Raw genomic sequence first — 18,271 nt, 5'->3', positions numbered from 1 at the left:
TCATTTCCCAATAGCGAAAAACATTGCGCGAGTGCTTGTAATACCACCCGCGATAGTTGTAATTAGCGTTACCACCGCATCAAAGCCAGTCAGCGACTGGTTCTCGCAACTCACAGCTGCCTGAACATAGTTTTTCTTCGTAGCGAACACAGCAATCAATCGCGAAGGGAAGGCCTGAGGGAACGTAATGGGGGTTGTTACACCCGTACCGACAGTGGTTGAGTTGTTCACTAATCGGTTAAAAGCCATGAGCTTATATCCACCAGGAAGTGTGTAAACAACAGTTTCTGTATCTGGTTCACTGATCGAGTATTGCAAACCAAGGTATGTGAGAACGTCAGCAACCGTTGCTTTGCCGACGATGTCCCGACCAATGCTGGATAATGCTGTTAAAGCGGCAGCATTAGCGGCGGTGAAATATGGGAGTTTATTAGCCCCTCCGACCAGACTGGAAAGCGCTCCCAAAGTATCGTTAAGTGGGGCATAAAGTTTATTCAACGCAGCTAACAGCTGGCCTGCCGTCGATTCTGGTTCCATTTCCGCTGCTGTTAGAATAGCAATCAGCTCACTTTGTATATCGCGGATAGCGGCTTGTTCATTATTCAGGTGTTCAGCATCAACTATGGTTCCCAGCTCACCAGTGAGCGGATTACCATCATGGAAAAGATTATCCGGCGTCTGCACCGGTGGCATTAAGGGCCGCATTATTCATTCTCCTGATATGCGAAGTAGCAAAATGTATGAGCTGGTTTGAGATCGCGGAAGACTTCTTCAATAACCGGATCACCAAAGGTAGTCAGGCGCTCACCTGCTGCTGAACTGCCTGAGCGAAAGCGATAGGATTGTGTTCCAGAGTTCTGAATATTGACGCGCCAGACCCAGATAATGTCTTCAACCCAGAGGCGATCACCGGCGCGGTTAACTCCCGCCCTGAAAGGTTGCGGTTCATCAATTGTGATGATGTAGCCAAGGTTACTGGCCAGCTGGATAAAATAAGGAATACTGAGACCACCGACCTCAGCCAGTTTGGCCAGTACACGCTGCTGGCGTTGCTGGTATGTCGCACCTTCAGCAGGAGTAAGGTCCAGGACACGTTCCCAGTCAGACAAAAGGCTGCGTGCATAAAATGGAGTAACTCCTCCTTCAACAAGCCCTGCAGACGCATCGAGAGTGTCAAAAACACCTGATTCTGATCGCAATGATGCATCAAGCAGAGGCTGGCCCGGACTGTACGAAACGAGTGGCAGCAGACGATTTAACAGCGTGAAGTAGCTCATAGCAGCTCTACCTCCACACTTCCTAATCTAAGCCATTCGACTTTCGTGGCATCGATCACAGGCTGAATATTTGCGGATGGTGTAACGATGTCATAGTCGGTGATACCTGGAATGAGAGAAATCAGTGTCCCCGCCTGGCTGCGAATAAAAGCCACTCCCGGCTCACGGCGCGAGTCATCGTCCTCAAGCGTTCCGGCGATAGCCTGTTTGGCTGAGGCGAGGGTGATGCCTTCCAGTGATACCTTTACGAGCACGTCAAATGTACGGATGGCAGGCATGAGAACCAGCGTGTTTTTTGCTGTAACAGGCCGGACATCGTCAATGTGAGTCTGCGTCCTGTCGATCACATCCTGAGAAGGCAGCCCACCTGCAGACGTAATAACAACATCAACAGTGCCCAGCCCCCGTCGCAACGGATAAACATACGCTGCAGATACGCCGGATACTTCCAGTGCCCAGCGTTTGTAATCATATTTATTACCGCCTGCAGGAGGTCGGCGAATGATTTCAAGCAGACGGGCAAGCAGCTCCGCATCAGTTTCCTCATCCGTACCGCCAGTCATCAGACCAACGGTCACTGTGCTGTCAAACCCGTCAGGTGTAGTGGTCAGCGTTGCCGATGTGACTGAGGTGGTATTACCCGCAGTCCCGGACAGAGAAGACATTGCATTTACGGATGCTTTTCCATCCGACCCGATAGTAATTTCTTCGGTTGTTGTCCACGATACACTGTCGCGTTTGAACACAAGACCGGCGGCAGCTGCCGCGCCCGGTTCGCCGGTAAATGTGGCGGGCCCGGAGGCGCTGTTGGCCGCTTTTTTGCTTAAACCACGTAAACGGGCATGCAGATAGAGAAATTCGGAATCAGCTGTATCCGGGAATATCTGACGGACTATCCATCCCTGATGCTGATAAAGCCCCTCGGCAACGCTGGCCACACTTGACGCCCGGACATACCAGTCGCTGTCTGGCCCCAGCTTGTCATCTGACAACTGCAGGAGATTTTTGATATCCCGCAGAATATCGGTGCGAATTTGCGCGGCATTTTTGGTAATGAATGGCATCAGCTGACCTTAACCGGAAATTTCCAGGTCTGCGGCGTTCCGCTCGCGGACGTGACGATGATATGAAGAAGCATCCAGCCTTTTTGCCAGTGCTCTGCAGTTACGGAAATGGACTTAGCGCGACCGTCATCAATAATCGGCTTCAGGGCCTGCTGCGAATACTGCACCGCGAGTTTCTGAACGCGGGAAACATCCTTTTCGCGGCGAAGAGTATGTAAAAGAGAGCCCAGAGTTGGATCAGCCCACCATGAGCCAAGGGGGGTCATCAGCCGTAAGTAGACGGCATTCGCTAAAGAGTCTGAGCTGTCGCCGGTATAATCGCCGGTCGTTGGATCAATCAACATTTCCATGCCGTAATACTATCGGCATGGAAATTGAAATTATCGGTGAAGGGGTTCAGTGGGTATTGCTTTTGAAGGTGAACTTACGTTACCACAAATTACATTGACTGATTAGGTTTCTGCGTTATGCCTGCATCGCCGCCGTGGTTGTGGTCGTGACCGTCATAAGTCTCGCGCATGGTGTTCAGCGTAGATTTACCGTCAGCAACTTCATTACTGCCTTTCAGCAGTGGCGTATCAAAATCCGCCCGCTCTGAGGCTGTCGTTTTATACGTTCTGGTATTAACAATATGCTCTTCGGTATTCACGGTATGTTTTTTAGTATTAACAATATATTCATCACAGTTCACTTCAATAATTTTTCCGCGCTTCAGGATAATGTTGCTGCCTTCATCCGAATAAATGGCAAGCTCACCACTTTTCAGGCTCTTTAGCCTGTATGAAGCGTGTTCCGTGGCAATCACCACGCTATGACTGGTGCGCCCGTTCAGCGGGAGCATAATGGCTTTAGTGCCCCTGGGCGGGTTGGATGTAAAACCGTATTGCTGGAACATCTCCACATCCTGCAGGGACTCCGTAGCCAGACCTTTACCCTGAATGGTCTGAATATCACCGCCGCTGTTAACCCTTATTAAAACGCCCCTGAAGGCCTGTCTTATACGGTTTAACGCCGTGTTAATACGAGAATCAATTTTGTTCCACATCGATAATCTCCAGCTCTTTATTTACTTTGGCGCGGCGTTTACGTGATTTCCGTTTTTTCGGATAAGCATCCGGTATCCATATTCCATCCTCTTTGAGACGCAGGGTGGTAATGGTGTTGTCTGGCCGTCCACCGGAAAACTCTCTTCCCATGATGAAGTAAATGTCATCAATGCCATGTGGCTCGCTTCGGACACGTATACGCTGGCCCGGTTGCCATAACTGACCGTTCTCCATGCGATGGCCTTTAACAATAGCTGTCAGATCAAACCCGCTCAGACGGGCGTCAGCCATGGCCTTTCTTGCGCGATAATCAACCTGCGCCTGGTTATCAGCATCACCTGCAACCATAATCTGCGGACGATAGAAAGGTACGGTACTGTCGCGAACGGTACTACGTAAGCCATGAAAGCCATTCTCTGCAGAGCCGGTGCTGTCATAAATATCATCGGCATCATCGTCGTCTTCTGCGTCAGCGCTCTGGTCATCAACGTCAATAACATCGAGCTTCCCGGATTTTTTCCCCTGGCCGTGTCCCTGTGCCAGCATTGTCAGTTCAGAGAACGCCCCGGTAATGGATGACCGGTCACTGAGATCGAGGACGTTGTTTCCCCGACCGTCACGATTAAGAATCAGCGTGGCCACCGGGTCTTTTGTGTAGTCCGGCCCACCAATAACCAGCGTGCCATCTGGCTCAAACCATGGCCATAACCCGCGTGCAGCAGCTGCACGCTCAAGCGTATCCCACGCACGTTCTCCGGGCTCAACGCTGACCTTGTCATTACGCAGGGATGTCTCAGCCTCAATGCGGATGTTCGTCACCCCCAGCGGCCTGACGACCTGGGCGATCACTTCTTCAAGACTGAGCTGACGGGAGGTAAAAACGGGTGAAGCACAGTCAACAAGCACGGCAGCGCCATCGCGACCGGAAAGCGATAAAGAGACCTGCTGACGGGATACGCGGCGCTGAACCACATCCACCCGACCGGACATCACCACATCATTACCCACCCTGACCAGTACCGGCACACCTCGTTTAATGGCCGCAGGGAAAATACCGTCTGGCAGACCAAGCGTTACACTCCAAGCATCGGAGGGGATCAGAAAATCGGAGTCAATCTGATACCGGCTCCATGCACTGTGGATTTTGCCATCAATAATCAGGCTCACCGTATTCTGCGAATCTTTATCTTGAGTAGGCATTCAGAACGTCACCGGCTTTGATATTGTTAGGATTACGTAATGTCGGATTAAGGCGCAGCAGCTCGGCGGCGCGGGTGTAGTCCTCGTACCACAAGTGGGCCAGTAAATGCAGGTTGGTGTCGGACAATATCACTCGCGTCGTCAGTGGCGGTCTGCTGGTAATAACCGCTGCGCCCAGTTCCTGAACGGTCAGGGCAATATCCTTGAGGTTTTCAACCACGGGTTGCCATGTCACGCCACCCGGTGTTTCACCGGCGCTCACGTTTTGCGTATCGGCAGCAAAGGTGTCCCGCGTCTGGTCGATTGCCGTCTGAATGGCCGTCCTGGTGTCGTTGGTGATCTGCTCAATATCGACAGGAGACAGAATATCGCTGATGCTGCTGTCACTGAGTATGTCGGAAGCATCAAGCGCCAGCTGGATTGCAACCTGGATTTTTACCGCCGTTACCAGCTCAGTGATATCAGACGTTGATGATCCCGCCGGAACGGTGACAGCAACAGTCTTTTGCCCTGTCACTATCTGCTGAGGTAATGCGGCCACATCCTGCAGATTGTTACGGCCATTCTTCCAGTCGGCCATCACTATGCCCGCTGTACCGGAAACGTCTGAGGACTGTGAATAGCTTCCTGGGTTATTACTGACACTTGATTTGGACTGAAGCGATGTCAGGCTCAGTGCACTCTGCAGGTCATTCATGAACGCTTTCGGATAATTAACAAAATCCGAGGTGGTACTGACAAATCCTGTCAGTTCCCCCTTAAGTACGGTCACCATATTCAGCGTCGTGGTTGCCAGCGATTTCGCTTTCTTCATCCACTTTTTCGCTGTACGCAGAGGCGAGAGAATATTGTCGATGGCCGTCTGGGCTTTCTCCAGAGCGGATTGCGCCTGGTTGAAAATGATATCGGCTTTCGACAGCGGGAAGTCGCTGCCAAAGAAAGGCAGATTAAGTCCCCCCTGGATAAAGACCACCTCGACAACGCAGTAATCAACGTTCTCCGCTTCATGCGATGCCTGATACTCAATGCACTGCATGCCCGTCATGGAGCCGAAAACCGGGTGGATTAACTCCGCGCTGCCGCGTGTATCCAGCGCCGCCAGAAACGCCTGCAGTCGCACATCGTAATCGTCGCCCCAGAAAAGGACCGTCATTCGCAGGTTACGAGGCTTGCGGCCAAGGTCATCAACATCGCCGCCGTCCACATAGGGATACTCATACGTCGCAATGTCGCGGCTGGCGCTGTCACGGGTATTAACCACATCGAAGCGGACGCCCCTGAATGAGGCATCCTGTAATGAATCTTCCCAGCTCACTGCGGGCCTCCTGTTGAGCCGCGAACGGATTGTTCGCCGTTGTATTCATTAACAGCTGATGCAATTTCACGTCCGTCCAGTACCAGCTTTGTGGTGAGGTTAATGGGTTGTGATTTTTGTTGCTGTTGGGGCAAAAGATAAGACGGCACGCCTGTTGTTGCTGGTGTGTTTTGCCCCACTGTGGCCGGAGAACTCCACCATGATTTGACCTCATCCACGGCATCCAGCAATCCGGGGCGGGCTTTTACTGCATCCAGCATGCGTGCTGACTCACTGGAATAGTTGTCAACTTTAAGCCGCGCACGCGCATCAGCATCGCCTCGCTCAACATGAACGAGCGGCGCATCCTGCATGCCCTGGTAGAGTGCCAGCGGAGCAGCAACGCGCCCCAGAACTTTACCTGCACCACCCCGGATAGCAGACCAGGTACGTCCCAGAGCAGAACCACCCGCGGACGGTACCCCACCTGCAGGAGAGCCCGGCATTTTTATTCCGCCGCCCGTCAGGAAATTGAGCCCTGCAAAAGCTACCGCTGCCGCTGTCATGGCTTTAATGCCAGTGGTGGCACCTGCAATCGCAGTGGTTAGCCCCGGATACTCACCAGCATATTTGGTTAATTTTTCTGAAATGTCACCCAGTGCATCAGATAAAGGGGCAATGGAATCCATTTCAGCAAAGTCTTGTTCGTTTTTTAACTGCCCGGTTTTATATCCTGGCTGCTCTGACATTAAAGCAAAGTTGATGTTACCGGCAGTATTACCAACTGGTAAATTACGTTGTGAATTCGCCCCTGAAATTACGTCTTGGGTATATTTTTTATTCCCCCTATATCCTAACAGAGCTAATAATGCCTGCTGGTCAGCAATGATTTTACCTATACCAGAACCTTCAATAATCCTTGCTTGCGAACTAATTATATTTTTACGTTCACTTTCCGGGGCTGTTTTGAGTTTATCTTCAAGTTTTTTATATGCTGGATTTGAAGCCACGATTTTATCAACAATCGTGTTAAAGGCTTCGAGAGGATTTATACCATTACCTACGCCTTTCGCAAGACTTCCAGAGAGATCAATTCCTTTACCACTGGGTAATTTAATACGTGCCGCAGCGTTAGCAGCATCCTGACTATTCAGCTTAAGCAATAAATTATTAAGATTATTACCGGCCTCGTCCGGTGAACCTGATGTAATAGCTGAAGCCTGGTTCCAGCCAAGCAAGACAGCAAAGTCGTCAAGGCCTTTCATACCGACGTTGCCAGCACTGGCAAGCTGCTTAGGAAGCCACTTTGCCATATCTTTCAATTCAAAAGAACCACTTTGCCCGGCACTAATTGCCATATTAAGAGCTGACTCAAGGTCACCGTCTTTTATGCCAAACGATTGTTTTAACTTTATGGCAATATTTGCCAAATCCTCTGGAGCTGCGCCAGTGGCTGTAGAATATTTTTGAATTAAAGGTAGCATCACCTTTGCAGACTGCATATCAACAGCCCCTGAAGCCAGCATTGTATCAAGGGTATCAGCTGCTGATTCTTTTGTTCCGCCGCCAGCACGAACAGCCTGGCGAACCATAGAATCCATGTCCGCCATTCCTTTTCTGCGACCTTGCAGCCCTTCATCTGCATAAGCAGTATTGGCCATCATTGCCAGTCGCTGGCGATAGTCCATCTGTTTTGATACTGGCGTCGATAATACAGCCCCTGCAGCAGCAATCCCGCCAGCAACTGCAGCAACGTTTGAACCTGCAGCGCGGAATCGCTGCATACGCGTCATTGAGTCATTCACGCCGCCAAGCTCAGTTCGAAGCGTCTTGACCCTGTCAGTCATGGCCCTGAAAGCCCGGTTCTGCTCATTTGCGGACAGCATACCTGTGCGGGTAAGGCGGTTATAGGCCGCCATGGTCTGCTGTATTTCGCGCTGAATATCGCGCTCTGAACGAATACCAAGAGTAGATCGCGCCGAACTGGCGCGACGGTATTCGTCCTGAAGAGAACGGGAGGCGCGAATCGCTGTGGTTGAGTTCTGCTGGCGGGATTTCGCCAGCTCGTCATCGGTCTTTTGCGCCGCTTTGGTATCACGGCTGATGCCCTGCAGCGCCTGCTTAAGCACTTTGGAGCCGGTATCACGGGCAAGCAGCTGCAGCGCCAGTTGTAAGTTACGCGCCATGGACTATCTCCGTTTGCCGACTTTCTTCCGGCGTTGCGATTTGACAGTGCGGGTTGTGCGGGTGGTGGTTTGCCCGGTTTTCTTTCCATGTAACCGGGCAAGTGCTTCGGTGTAGCCGTCGAGTTCCGTTCGGGTCATGCTTCCGATTTGTTGTTCACTGATACCGTATCGCCCGAGGGCGAGGACGAGGGTTCGGTAGCCGGTGAGCTTTTGTTCAAATCCATCCGCTTTTTTTTAATGGCTTCAATCTGAGCATCGATGAGATCGAAATCATCATCATTCAGCTCGTTAAGGAGCAGCTCCGCCGTGATTTCTTCCTTTGGCACGTCTCCGAGGGAAGTAATCGCACACGCCATTACCGCAACGCGGTAATACATGTTTGCGGCGGCACCCTCGGTAGTGCCGCAGGCTTCATCGGTTGCCCGCAGCGCTTCAATGGTATCGCTCACCACAGGCAGCCTGACGGCAAAGTCAAAATGGACTTTATCACCGTATTTAACGCCATATAAAAGCTGCTGCTTTTCCATTTATTCCTCCACCCGACGAAGTGCATTCATGGTGATATCGCGCTTCGCTTCGTTATCGACGGTATACTGAGCCCCGACCTGAGTGCTGAAGCAGTCCAGGTAAGAAACACGTTTACCGCTGCTGTTGAGTGGATACTGGGTGATTTTCGCACCTTCAATACCGCCCCAGTCCAGGTCGCCGGATTCCGGGATGACCACAGTAACGGTCAGCTGGATCTCTTCGATGCCACGGGAGAAACCTTTGGCGCGGCCCGTTTTGTTCATCGTCTTCACAAGCTTTCGCCCGGTGGTCACATCTTCCTTGAGGTCAGTCACTTCAATTTCCTGGCCGTCGACTTCCATGACGATCGCGCCAACATATTCTTCAAGAGCCATTCTGGTTTACCCCTCAGAGCAGCAAATCAATTCGACCGGCAAAGACGTGCAGGCCATTCACAACATCCGCAGGAATGCGACCGTTCAACTGGTTAACATCCTGCAGATCGCGCTCAACAATAAGACCGTCTTTGTTGGCATCCACCTCCTCGACAATCTCCAGCTCCTCCAGCTTGTAAAGCACATCAAGCAGTTCGCTGCGCACCTTCGGCGGTGTCCTTGAGCTGAGCTTGTCGCGCGGGAATCGCAGAGCGATGCGTTCACGGCAGGCTTTGCGCACATAGTCCAGCGTCCGGATGGTGGTGATATCCAGCAGGGCCACATCATCCACGCCCTGGGCGTTTTTGGTGTAGGTGCTGATCGCGCGAACGATCTGAACTTTGTCACCGGGGCCAATCTCAAACGGGGTAAGGCCATTGCGCAGGGCGTTCTCCTGCTCGGTTCTCCCTGGCTGACTTTCCACTGCAGTCACATCCAGCGTGCTCATCGCAAGGGTGTTCAGCGGGCGGGACGGGTCTTCTTCACTGGCGATAACTGCGGCATAGGCAGCGGCAATCTGCGCCGGAGTTTTTACCGAACCGCTATGCCAGCCCAGCGTAATACGCCCGTCATTCAGTGAGGCTGCCAGTGCAATGCCGGTGGAAAGCGACTTGCGCCAGCCACCCACGCCGATTGCACCGCGCTGCTCCATCGCATTGCTGACGTTTGTCAGATGGTTACGCAGTGCCGTCATCGCCTCCTGGGTGGAGAACGGGCAAACAATAATGTTATGACCTGCAGAGAACGCCGCTGCCAGCGCTGGCGTAATATCCGGATCAACATTGCCGCCTGCAAGAGTGGTCGCCGCTGCTGTGATACCCGCTGCAGTCACGGCGGAAGAGACAATAATGTCGTTACCAACCGCCCCTTTATGGCGGCAGGTCAGGGTCACTTCCCCCGCGTTTGCCGTCGCCGTCACTGGCAACCCGTCTTTCTGGGTAATCAGTTCCGTTAACGCTGCCGCAATGGTATCCGCCGTATCTGCTGCCGAAATACCGACATCAATACGGGTGCCATTAATGGTCACGCTCAGCTTCCCGCTGGATGATGCTGTGCCGGTCAGGGTGACTTTGCCCGTCGCGGCTGTTGCAGTGGCCGCATCGCTGACCCCGACGATCTGCAGTTGCAGATAGGGGTAGGCACCGATGGCCGCTGTGGCCATCAGATGCGCCAGTGAGCCACGGCCAAAGTACGTAGCAGCCTCTTCATCAGAGAAAACAGACTGAATGACAAGCGGTGCTGACGAACCGGAGGCCAGCATTGGCGCAATCATCAGCACCTTCTGGGTGTTACCCGGCAGGGTATGAACGGCCAGGCGGGTGTTGAACTCAATATACTGACCCGGCTTGCGGTTCGTACCGATAGTGTCAAAACTGATATTAGGACTGCTCACCGTTCACCTCCGTGCTGACTGCGTTGTTTTTGTTTTTGGTGTTCTTGTCACTGTCCGTGACAACAATCAGATCACCGGCCATTACCTGACGCTGGTAATAAGCGGTATTCTCCACCTCAAGGGGGGCCGCATCGGTGATGTAGCGACGCGCATTATCCTCTCGCGGCACGCTTAAGCCACTGGCGGCTTTTACTTTAATTTTGCTCATGACTGATAATGTCCTCTGCTGCATTGTCTTTATCAGGCTGCTTAAGATCGTAACTGAGTCGGGTTCTCAGCCACGCCGGGTCATCGTCGGTGGTGGCACCGCCATAAATCTGGAACATATGATCAACATGGCCTTCAGGCGCATCAGTAAGCGGGTAGCGCCCGTTTTCCAGCGCCGACTCAACCCATTTCGTGTCGAACTCACAGGCAAAAACGGAAAATGCCTGAGACTCTATCTGGGTGTTGAAGAGCGTGCGCACGCGACCGGGGCTGAGCGGGTCGATTTTGATACCCGTATCGGCCATATCCTGACCCGACAGCAGACGACGAACGGCGGCAACAAGAATGTACGTACCGACCTCCTGTACGTGCGGCCCACCCATACGGGCCGCTTCTTCACTGCGCAGGCTGCGCTCGCCAACTACCACGACAAAGCGACCGTGGGTGACAAACCGTTGCCGAGCTGTGCTGTATGGCTCGGTTTTTTGGACCCCGCCGAACGTCACCCAGACGGCAGGCAGCTGGCGCAGTACCTCCGCAGGCTCGCCATCCAGCTCGCCGCCGTAGGAGCGCACGTTCTTCGCCATACGCCCCATACCTTTGCGAAGGCGCTCCACGATGGCTTTTTCAATATCCGTAATCACCATCAGAAACTTCCTCCGCCAGTCTGGTCACGCCCGAAGACGCGACCACCTGACACCATCCGCGCACCGGTTCCGCTTTTCACCACTTCACCCGTCGTCGTGCGGCCCAGATTGATTCGCCCGGATGCAACTTTTTCCAGGTAACGAACGGTGTCCTCATACCGCTCGCGGATTTCCGCTGTCATCTGGGTCTCAGAGCCGCACAGAAGATAGCGGGCGATGTTGCAGCAGCGACCAACGAGAACACGGGGCTCATCAGCCCAGGGCACCGGATAGCGACCGCAGAGATATCCGTCGATTTCAGCGCTGGCCTGAACGAGTGCGCCGTTCAGCACATCATCGTCAATCTGCCCGGTGTAGTTGCGGTCGGTGAGCGACACGCACTCACGCTCACCAAACGCCCTGACCATGTCCTCCCGGTTCGCGTACATGGCTTACCCCTTGGCCTTTTTGTCCGTGTTTTCCGAACCGGCCTGCAGCGCATCCAGCGTCTGACTCAGTGCATCACGTACTGTCTCCAGCTCCGTGATGGTGCCGTTTGCACTGGCAAGCTGCTGCTTAAGCGCGTCGCCATCCTGGTTGAGCTGCAGAACCGTCGCCTCCAGCTCGCTGACGCGTGCCTTGAGGCCGTCACGCTCGGTGGTCAGGGCCGAAACAGCATCGCCGTCGCCAGCGTTTTCAGGCACATCCTGCAAACGAACCACAATCAGATTGGGATCGTTTTCCAGAATCTGGAGTTCGCTGTCGCTGAAATGGTCATCCGGCCAGGTGACAGTATTCGCGCTGTGGGCGATGCCGAGACGGCGAAAGCCATCGCGGCGGGCAGTGATTTGAATCGGCATTATGCGTCCTCCCCGGTGGAGCCATACGCCATCTGCCAGAAGCCGTAGCCACCATTTGCACGGGCTTCAGCACCGAAGATGAACTTCTTGCGCATAAAGACGTTGTCAGCGTTGTAGTCGGTCTGCTCGACAAAGACCGGTTTTTTACGCTCCTGATAAATCAGGGGCTTCACGGGTTTTGACGTGTCCAGAAGGAACCAGGCGGTATCTGACGTCAGCTCCGGCACAACCAGAACTTCAGCCGTCCCCTTGTATGGGTTTGGCGTATTGTCAGGGAAGCGTTCAGCCGTCATCAGATAGTTGGCATCGTCTTCAAGAGCCGGAGGCACAACCAGGATGGTCGGGCGAATTTTCAGGGACGCGCCTTCATCATCCTTCAGGCTGCGCATGGCCGTTCGTGCAGCCCCGTAACTTGCTTTTGCGGCGGCAAGCGAGGTAACGGCAAGCTTTTTCGTGCCTTTGTTAGAGACCGACTTGCCCCCCGAAAGGTGGTCGGTATCAAAGAAGGGCTGACCGTCGTAGCAAAGATTGGTGAAACCTTTGCTCAGGAGAGCGAAGACGATATCGGCAGGCAGTTCTGCAGCGGACTGGCCCGCACCTTTCGCCTGCAGGGCATAGCCCATGATTTGATCGTCTTCGATATCGTTACGTTCAACTTCTACCGTCGCTTCCCAGTCTTTGTTGCGGATGGTGTAGTTGAACGCGGCGAGCGCTTTAACCACCTTGTCGCCAATCCACTCACGCATTTTCGGGAAACGGCTCAGCCAGCTGTAGTCGTTTTCTTTCCCGGTCGACGGCACCACCATGGCAATCTTCTGCCAGTCGGACGGAGCCTGATCAAAGGCGTTCTGGAAGGTCGCTTTCAGATTAATGAAAATCTGACGTACATTTTTTACGTTAATTAACACGGTTCTCTCCTTATTAAATCAGAACCCAGACGCCATCATTCTCAAGACCAAGCACCTTTCCGGCGATCGGACGGGCGTTGGTATCACTGGTTTTGGCCACGGTCTGGCTGTCCACCACGTAGCAATCCTTGCCAGTCTGCGCCAGCGTGACCGGGTCAGCAGTGCTGTTAGCAAGGAACCAGGCTTTACCACGACGAACCAGCACGCTCGCATCACCGGCGGCACCGGCAGAGTTATCCACCCAGCCATCACAGATGCCGAGGGTGGTATTGGCCGCCGTGGCGCTGCCTGGTACAGCAAAGCCCGCTGCGTTGGCCGCAATAATGTGGCCGCCAAAGAGTTCAGTGGCTGCCGCAACCGGGACGGCAAACAGCTGGCCGTCGCGATAAGGGGTATGACGATCCATTTCGCTCTCCTTTATTTGAGGTATTTCGCGACGCTTTCCGGGTCATTGCCCATCATTGAGCAGATGGCCGGGTCAATCACATCATCTTCAGCACCCTGTGACGGGCGTGACGGAAGGCCAGCAGGCGGTTGCCCCTGAGTCTGACTGGTAGTCAGTGCGGCAATCTTTGGCGATTTTTCGATAAAGGCGGTAAGACTGGCCGGATCGGATTTCGCCAGTGATGCAGCCCATTCCTGCTGTGCAGGAAGCAGACGACCGTCGCCGAGGGCAACCGTAATCAACGCTTCAGCCTGCTGCGTGGCGAGTGCGGCGGTATTACCCGCACCGGCGCGCTCTGTTGCCTGCTGAACGGCTGAATGCATGACCTCCACCGAAACCCATTTAGCCGGGTCAGGCGTGTCGAGTTTTGCTGACAGGTCGGCGATGCTCTGCGCGTTCTGGTTCAGGATATCCAGCAGACTGACCGACGCCGCTGCAGTCCCCTGACCACTGGAAATCATGGTGATAATTTTTTGTAGCTCAGCCATGATCTCTTCTTTCGTTGAAGCGGTTGGCAGATTGAGCATCCAGCGCAGGTTGCTCAGTAGCTCGTTGAGAAATTCTTCATCCATTTCGGTCTGACCCTCTGTGGTTAAATGCGCGGCCATCAGGGAGGCGGCAGCAAGTAACACTTCCTCCATCCCGTCGACCGCAGGTGTATTGGTCAGCGCGGCGTTGAGCAACTCCATCACCTGACCGGTTTTGTCGTAAGAAAACACGGGTGAAATAAAGCGATACTCTTTCGCCTCGACCATCGCAGCCGCTGCGGCTGTCCACTCGACATCGATGGCGAACAAACCTTCACCGTCCCGCCACTCCAGCTTTTTGAAGAATGCAGCTGCAGGCGCAGGCAGACCGTTTTTAGCGGCCCGAAGGGTCTGGTGTTCGTAGTCCAGGACGTAGGGGGTGTCGCGGGCATCAGCTGCGGCAATAAGGCGCTCTGCAATTTCCCGCGTCATCAGCCAGGCGGCACATTCGGTCGGACGGCCATCACGGGCGCGGAATTCACCAGCCGGGAATAGCTGGATGACACCGGGAGTGGCGGTGTTAATTTCCTGGGTGAGTGAAGCGATGAGTGTCTTTTTCATGGTGCCGACGATACGGCACCACTGCGGGGAGGTTCAGATGAAGAGGTTCAGTGGATTATTGCTGAGGATCGTTTTCTTTGGTTGTCGGCTTATCGGGTTTAGCAGACTGACGCTTCTGATGCCGGCGGGCAAAGTATCGGTCAGTGAACCACTCAGCAACCTTTATAACCAGGCCCCCAAAGATGCCAATGAAAACCCACTGCTGCGGGGTGAAATAATCAAGGAAAGCTTTGAATGTGTCCAGTTGCTCGCTCCCGTAATGCATTTATGAGCCCAGACCTTTTTAAACCGCTTTTAAAAACGTCTGAATACCTTCTGGCCGAATCACTCTAGCACAATCAGACTGAACGCGTCACAGCGCCTTACAGGACGAATTTGCCCTCAGTCTAAAATACGTTTCAGATATTGCTCAGCCGTACTCTCCATCTTCTCCACGTCATCTTCGGTGAGATGCAGGAAAGGACGCGCGGGCATCTTAATTTTATACGCCCCGATAGTGTTCCACTGTTCAAAGTTGGAGCGGGATTTTTTAACGAACCGGTTACCCACTGAACCATCCTTGTTCTGGCGGTAGTAGGCTTTCTGGCTGCGGGCCGGAATGCTGATTTCCCCGCCTTCCTGATGGATGCGGGCGTATTTCACATTGGTCCCGACCGTCGCCTCATCATTCGTGCTGTACTGCGTGATACTCGCCGCCAGTCGACCGCTCTTCTGGAGAATTTTACCGCCCCGGCGCTGACGGGCATATGCCGGACTCCAGCCCATCCACGCGGGCCGCCCCTGTTGCCCAAAGTTTTCTTCAACCGCATCCCCCATGGCAGCGGCCATCTCACGCATCAGGGGGGCGCGGTTTTCCAGCTTTTTAATGAGTTCACCGAGTGAGCGCTCAAAGTCACCAATGTCATACCTGATGGCGTAGCTCATGATTTCAGCTCCAACAGCTGCGCCGCGCGTTCAGATAACACATCGCCAGGGGTGACGGTAGCACCGGCGTTTACAAGCGACAGACGCCAGCCATCGTCCGACTGCACACCACGTACGGCGCGGGTGCCGTTCTGCCCGGAGAGGAGCCACACCAGAGCGTCATCATCAAGCCAGACACCAGCTGGCTGACGGAGCAGAACGGGAAGCTCTGACCACATCGGGCCCGGAGCCAGCCGGACATCCTCTTCGTGAATGCTTAATGTGATCGCACCGTTAACACCACGCTCTTCGAGGCGATTCAGCAGCTCAGGCTGGATACCGCCAACGCGCCTCAGGTCGCCACGGGTCTTCTGCCGCACGCTGACGGTGTCGACCCAGCGACGCACATCATCGCTGACGGCATCCAGCACAGCAGGTTCAGACAGGGTTTCATGGATAGCCTGAGAGGCAATCCGGGGCGTGGTGGTTGCAGATTTATCCATAAGGCGCTGTCCGAGAGAAGAGAGCCAGCCCTGACCCGGATTGTGCCCGAATCCGGCATCAGGCGTGTAAAGCTCGCCGTTGAAGCGTAACGCCTTAACGTCACGGGTTTCTTTTGGTCCCCATGCCTGCTGTACCGTAACAATGTCCTGCTCCCACGATTTGACCTCAATCCCCATGCGGTCTGCATCTGCCTGAGTTCGGGCACGAATGCGGCAGCGGCAGTGGTATCCGTCAGGCGGGTACATAAACTGCCACACAGGATCGTCATAGCGGGCTGTGAAACCATTAAGTCTGGCGTGGAGTGGCCGGGTGTGCATGTCCATGACGGCCACGCGTTCCCATATGGGGCGAAACTCCGCGTTGGCCATCTGCTCCGCATAGCGACCGGCACCATAGGCCGCCTGCATATTGGTTTCAAAGATGGTGCGCAGACGGCGTGGCGTGAGTTGTTTACCCTCCAGAACGCCATCCTCATCGGCGACCAGCCTGGCACGGTCGGCAAGCCAGCCCTTACGGATCAACGTTGGGGTAATCTGCCGTTCGAAGTCCCGGAGCGTGCCGCCGTTAGCAATATGCTCGCGAAGCGATTTATGAATATCCTCAAGCACATCCTGTTTAAGGACGCCCGCCACGGTGAAACTGGTGGCATGGGCGCGGGCCTCAATATCGTGCCAGTTAAAACCGGTGGCGTAGCCCTTCGATTCGAAGTAGGCAATCGCTTCTTCGGGCTTTAACCCGATGGCGTACCCCAGATCAACATCAGCTTTCGGCATTGAGTCGCCCCCAGACCTCGCTGACAAACAGCGCCTGCTTTATCAGCTGTTGCAGCTGCGTATCATCCAGCTGAGGGTAACTCGCAGCAATGATATCCAGAGCCTCATCAGGGCTTTGCCCCTTGCTCAGGCCCGAGACCAGCGGCGCAATCAGCTTATCCATGGCCACCGCGATGCTCTCTCCGGGCGACGTGGCGCTGTCCAGCGCATCCTGAGCAGGGTCAACAACCTCGCCCGTGGTGCTCAGTGCCGCGAAATGGCGGAATACTGGCGTGGTGCTCAGCCCTACCGGAGAGGAAACAGCAGGCGGCGTCAGCACAGCTTCGTTCTCTTTTGGCACCGGAATGCCAACCTTTTTGTGTATCCATGACGTCGGGATAGTGTCCATCCCGGCGCGTACCAGCGCGGAAACACCATTAGCAAAGGTTTCAATGCTCTCCAGCTCACGGGTATCAAATACCAGGCGCGGCTGACGGCGCGGGCTGACGTTATAACCATTAATGGCCAGTAACATACGAATGAAGCCACGATAAAACCCTTCCAGCTGGCGGGCATCAGCGGTCAGCAGATCGTGGCGGACTTCGTTATGCACATTGCCAAGAGCGTGTGTTGAGGACTTACCGTCCGCCTGTGACGTCAGCGTGCCGCCGAGAATGACCTTTGATGCTGTACGTTCACACCAGTTAATCATCGCCATGAAAGGATCGGACTGCCCCTCAGCGGCATCCTTAAATTCGATTTTGGTGTTATCAGGGATGATCCCCGAGGCGTTATGACCGATGCTGACCAGCGCCTCCATGAGTTTATCCTGTTCATCCTGGCTGGCTCCGGGCATATACGACCCGATGCGCGGTGGCAGCCCGTAGATTTCCAGGAACTCAGCGAGATCGCGAACGCTGTAGTTTTTAAACAGATATGGCCAGACCAGCACGCGGTATAACCCTGACTGCGCGATATAGCCTGACTTGGCGTTATGCGTATGCACCAGCCAGCCAAACGGCCAGAGTTCTTCTCCACCCAGCGTGCCGGTGTTAAGACGCACCTCGTCCCCGGCTTCCGGCGTGGTACAGAACCAGCGATGCGGACGCAGTTTGATTTTGACGGGAAGCCACAGATTGCCGTCAAGTTCCCACTTTTCAATCTCCTGAGCGGAAAAGCCATGCCCGATAGCTTCAGCCGCATTCAGGGTAATATCTTCCATCTCCTGAAGGTCAGCGAACCAGCTGGCCACCATCGCGGCGATCTGCTTTTCTTCCGCCGTCGCGTTCGGCGGTGGCTCAATGCTCCAGTCCAGAGTGAGCAGCGCATTCTTACGCTTGGCCATTTCAGAAAAGATATGCCCGTCCCGCTCAACCATATCTTCGAAAAGGTCAGCCTGAGCCGCCAGGTCGCCGCGCTCAGCCGCTTCCAGCAGGCGAGGAAGCCGGGCAATAGTCATTCCCCGTGAGGGGTGAGTTGGCCAGTCACGCTGTAGCTCGAACGTGCGGGAGGTCTGGGGGGCTTTAAGCACCTCTTTATTAAGCGGGCGACCATACTGGTCAAGAATCTGAACCATT

General features: G+C 54.2%; 22 protein-coding genes. 1 reads left to right on the top strand and 21 read right to left on the bottom strand.

Annotation, left to right across the window (positions count from 1 at the left end):
* From NI40_RS24075 to NI40_RS08000, 18 genes are all read right to left on the bottom strand, one after another.
* Positions 1 to 705: a hypothetical protein gene (locus tag NI40_RS24075; protein WP_071884828.1), complete on the bottom strand. Its 705-nt coding sequence runs from the start codon at positions 703 to 705 to the stop codon at positions 1 to 3.
* Positions 705 to 1,277 carry a YmfQ family protein gene (locus NI40_RS08080; RefSeq protein WP_039261812.1) on the bottom strand — a complete coding sequence of 191 codons (573 nt, stop codon included), beginning with the start codon at positions 1,275 to 1,277 and terminating at the stop codon, positions 705 to 707. Before NI40_RS08080 ends, NI40_RS24075 begins: the two co-directional genes overlap by 1 nt.
* Complete coding sequence (locus NI40_RS08075; RefSeq protein WP_039261810.1) at positions 1,274 to 2,341, bottom strand: baseplate J/gp47 family protein; 1,068 nt, start codon at positions 2,339 to 2,341, stop codon at positions 1,274 to 1,276. Before NI40_RS08075 ends, NI40_RS08080 begins: the two co-directional genes overlap by 4 nt.
* Positions 2,341 to 2,691, bottom strand: a complete 351-nt coding sequence (locus NI40_RS08070; RefSeq protein ID WP_039261806.1) for a phage GP46 family protein — start codon at positions 2,689 to 2,691, stop codon at positions 2,341 to 2,343. The genes NI40_RS08075 and NI40_RS08070 overlap by 1 nt, the downstream gene beginning before the upstream one ends.
* 89 nt (positions 2,692 to 2,780) lie before the next feature.
* On the bottom strand, positions 2,781 to 3,386 hold the full coding sequence (locus NI40_RS08065; protein WP_039261805.1) for a phage baseplate assembly protein V: 606 nt from the start codon (positions 3,384 to 3,386) through the stop codon (positions 2,781 to 2,783).
* Positions 3,370 to 4,587, bottom strand: coding sequence for a phage baseplate assembly protein (locus NI40_RS08060; protein WP_039261804.1), 1,218 nt, complete (start codon positions 4,585 to 4,587; stop codon positions 3,370 to 3,372). Before NI40_RS08060 ends, NI40_RS08065 begins: the two co-directional genes overlap by 17 nt.
* Positions 4,571 to 5,902, bottom strand: coding sequence for a DNA circularization protein (locus NI40_RS08055; protein ID WP_039261801.1), 1,332 nt, complete (start codon positions 5,900 to 5,902; stop codon positions 4,571 to 4,573). The genes NI40_RS08060 and NI40_RS08055 overlap by 17 nt, the downstream gene beginning before the upstream one ends.
* A complete protein-coding gene (locus NI40_RS08050; protein WP_039261800.1) occupies positions 5,899 to 8,067 on the bottom strand; it encodes a phage tail tape measure protein in 2,169 nt (722 codons plus the stop codon). Before NI40_RS08050 ends, NI40_RS08055 begins: the two co-directional genes overlap by 4 nt.
* A gap of 134 nt (positions 8,068 to 8,201) precedes the next feature.
* Entirely contained in the window at positions 8,202 to 8,594 is a 393-nt protein-coding gene (locus NI40_RS08045; RefSeq protein ID WP_039261798.1) for a hypothetical protein, read from the bottom strand.
* Positions 8,595 to 8,969, bottom strand: coding sequence for a hypothetical protein (locus NI40_RS08040; protein ID WP_039261796.1), 375 nt, complete (start codon positions 8,967 to 8,969; stop codon positions 8,595 to 8,597).
* 13 nt (positions 8,970 to 8,982) lie between these two features.
* Positions 8,983 to 10,401 (bottom strand): phage tail sheath subtilisin-like domain-containing protein, encoded by a 1,419-nt coding sequence (locus tag NI40_RS08035; RefSeq protein ID WP_039261794.1) that lies wholly within the window; start codon positions 10,399 to 10,401, stop codon positions 8,983 to 8,985.
* Positions 10,388 to 10,609 (bottom strand): hypothetical protein, encoded by a 222-nt coding sequence (locus NI40_RS08030; protein WP_039261792.1) that lies wholly within the window; start codon positions 10,607 to 10,609, stop codon positions 10,388 to 10,390. The genes NI40_RS08035 and NI40_RS08030 overlap by 14 nt, the downstream gene beginning before the upstream one ends.
* Positions 10,596 to 11,255 carry a DUF1834 family protein gene (locus NI40_RS08025; RefSeq protein ID WP_039261791.1) on the bottom strand — a complete coding sequence of 220 codons (660 nt, stop codon included), beginning with the start codon at positions 11,253 to 11,255 and terminating at the stop codon, positions 10,596 to 10,598. Before NI40_RS08025 ends, NI40_RS08030 begins: the two co-directional genes overlap by 14 nt.
* Positions 11,255 to 11,683, bottom strand: a complete 429-nt coding sequence (locus NI40_RS08020; protein ID WP_021567602.1) for a gp436 family protein — start codon at positions 11,681 to 11,683, stop codon at positions 11,255 to 11,257. The genes NI40_RS08025 and NI40_RS08020 overlap by 1 nt, the downstream gene beginning before the upstream one ends.
* A gap of 3 nt (positions 11,684 to 11,686) precedes the next feature.
* Positions 11,687 to 12,094, bottom strand: a complete 408-nt coding sequence (locus NI40_RS08015) for an HI1506-related protein (RefSeq protein WP_039261788.1) — start codon at positions 12,092 to 12,094, stop codon at positions 11,687 to 11,689.
* On the bottom strand, positions 12,094 to 13,002 hold the full coding sequence (locus NI40_RS08010; RefSeq protein ID WP_039261786.1) for a Mu-like prophage major head subunit gpT family protein: 909 nt from the start codon (positions 13,000 to 13,002) through the stop codon (positions 12,094 to 12,096). The genes NI40_RS08015 and NI40_RS08010 overlap by 1 nt, the downstream gene beginning before the upstream one ends.
* A 13-nt stretch (positions 13,003 to 13,015) precedes the next feature.
* Positions 13,016 to 13,408: a hypothetical protein gene (locus NI40_RS08005; protein ID WP_039261784.1), complete on the bottom strand. Its 393-nt coding sequence runs from the start codon at positions 13,406 to 13,408 to the stop codon at positions 13,016 to 13,018.
* Positions 13,409 to 13,419: 11 nt separating this feature from the next.
* Positions 13,420 to 14,535 (bottom strand): phage protease, encoded by a 1,116-nt coding sequence (locus NI40_RS08000; protein ID WP_039261781.1) that lies wholly within the window; start codon positions 14,533 to 14,535, stop codon positions 13,420 to 13,422.
* Between the two features lie 37 nt (positions 14,536 to 14,572).
* On the opposite strand from NI40_RS08000, the gene NI40_RS24260 reads away from it, so the two are divergent.
* Positions 14,573 to 14,806 carry a hypothetical protein gene (locus tag NI40_RS24260; RefSeq protein WP_233098473.1) on the top strand — a complete coding sequence of 78 codons (234 nt, stop codon included), beginning with the start codon at positions 14,573 to 14,575 and terminating at the stop codon, positions 14,804 to 14,806.
* Between the two features lie 110 nt (positions 14,807 to 14,916).
* On the opposite strand, the gene NI40_RS07990 is transcribed toward NI40_RS24260, so the two are convergent.
* Genes NI40_RS07990 through NI40_RS07980 form a run of 3 tightly spaced genes read right to left on the bottom strand, consistent with a single transcriptional unit; the run spans position 14,917 to position 18,270 of the window.
* Complete coding sequence (locus tag NI40_RS07990; RefSeq protein ID WP_039261777.1) at positions 14,917 to 15,459, bottom strand: phage virion morphogenesis protein; 543 nt, start codon at positions 15,457 to 15,459, stop codon at positions 14,917 to 14,919.
* Positions 15,456 to 16,715 carry a phage head morphogenesis protein gene (locus NI40_RS07985; RefSeq protein WP_039261776.1) on the bottom strand — a complete coding sequence of 420 codons (1,260 nt, stop codon included), beginning with the start codon at positions 16,713 to 16,715 and terminating at the stop codon, positions 15,456 to 15,458. Before NI40_RS07985 ends, NI40_RS07990 begins: the two co-directional genes overlap by 4 nt.
* Complete coding sequence (locus NI40_RS07980) at positions 16,702 to 18,270, bottom strand: DUF935 domain-containing protein (RefSeq protein WP_039261773.1); 1,569 nt, start codon at positions 18,268 to 18,270, stop codon at positions 16,702 to 16,704. Before NI40_RS07980 ends, NI40_RS07985 begins: the two co-directional genes overlap by 14 nt.
* Position 18,271: the final 1 nt, after the last annotated feature.

This window comes from Enterobacter sp. E20, from assembly GCF_000801755.2.
GTDB lineage: Bacteria > Pseudomonadota > Gammaproteobacteria > Enterobacterales > Enterobacteriaceae > Enterobacter > Enterobacter asburiae_B.
The sequence above is the reverse complement of the archived record's forward strand: the minus strand, read 5'-3'. Positions and strand labels throughout refer to the sequence as shown.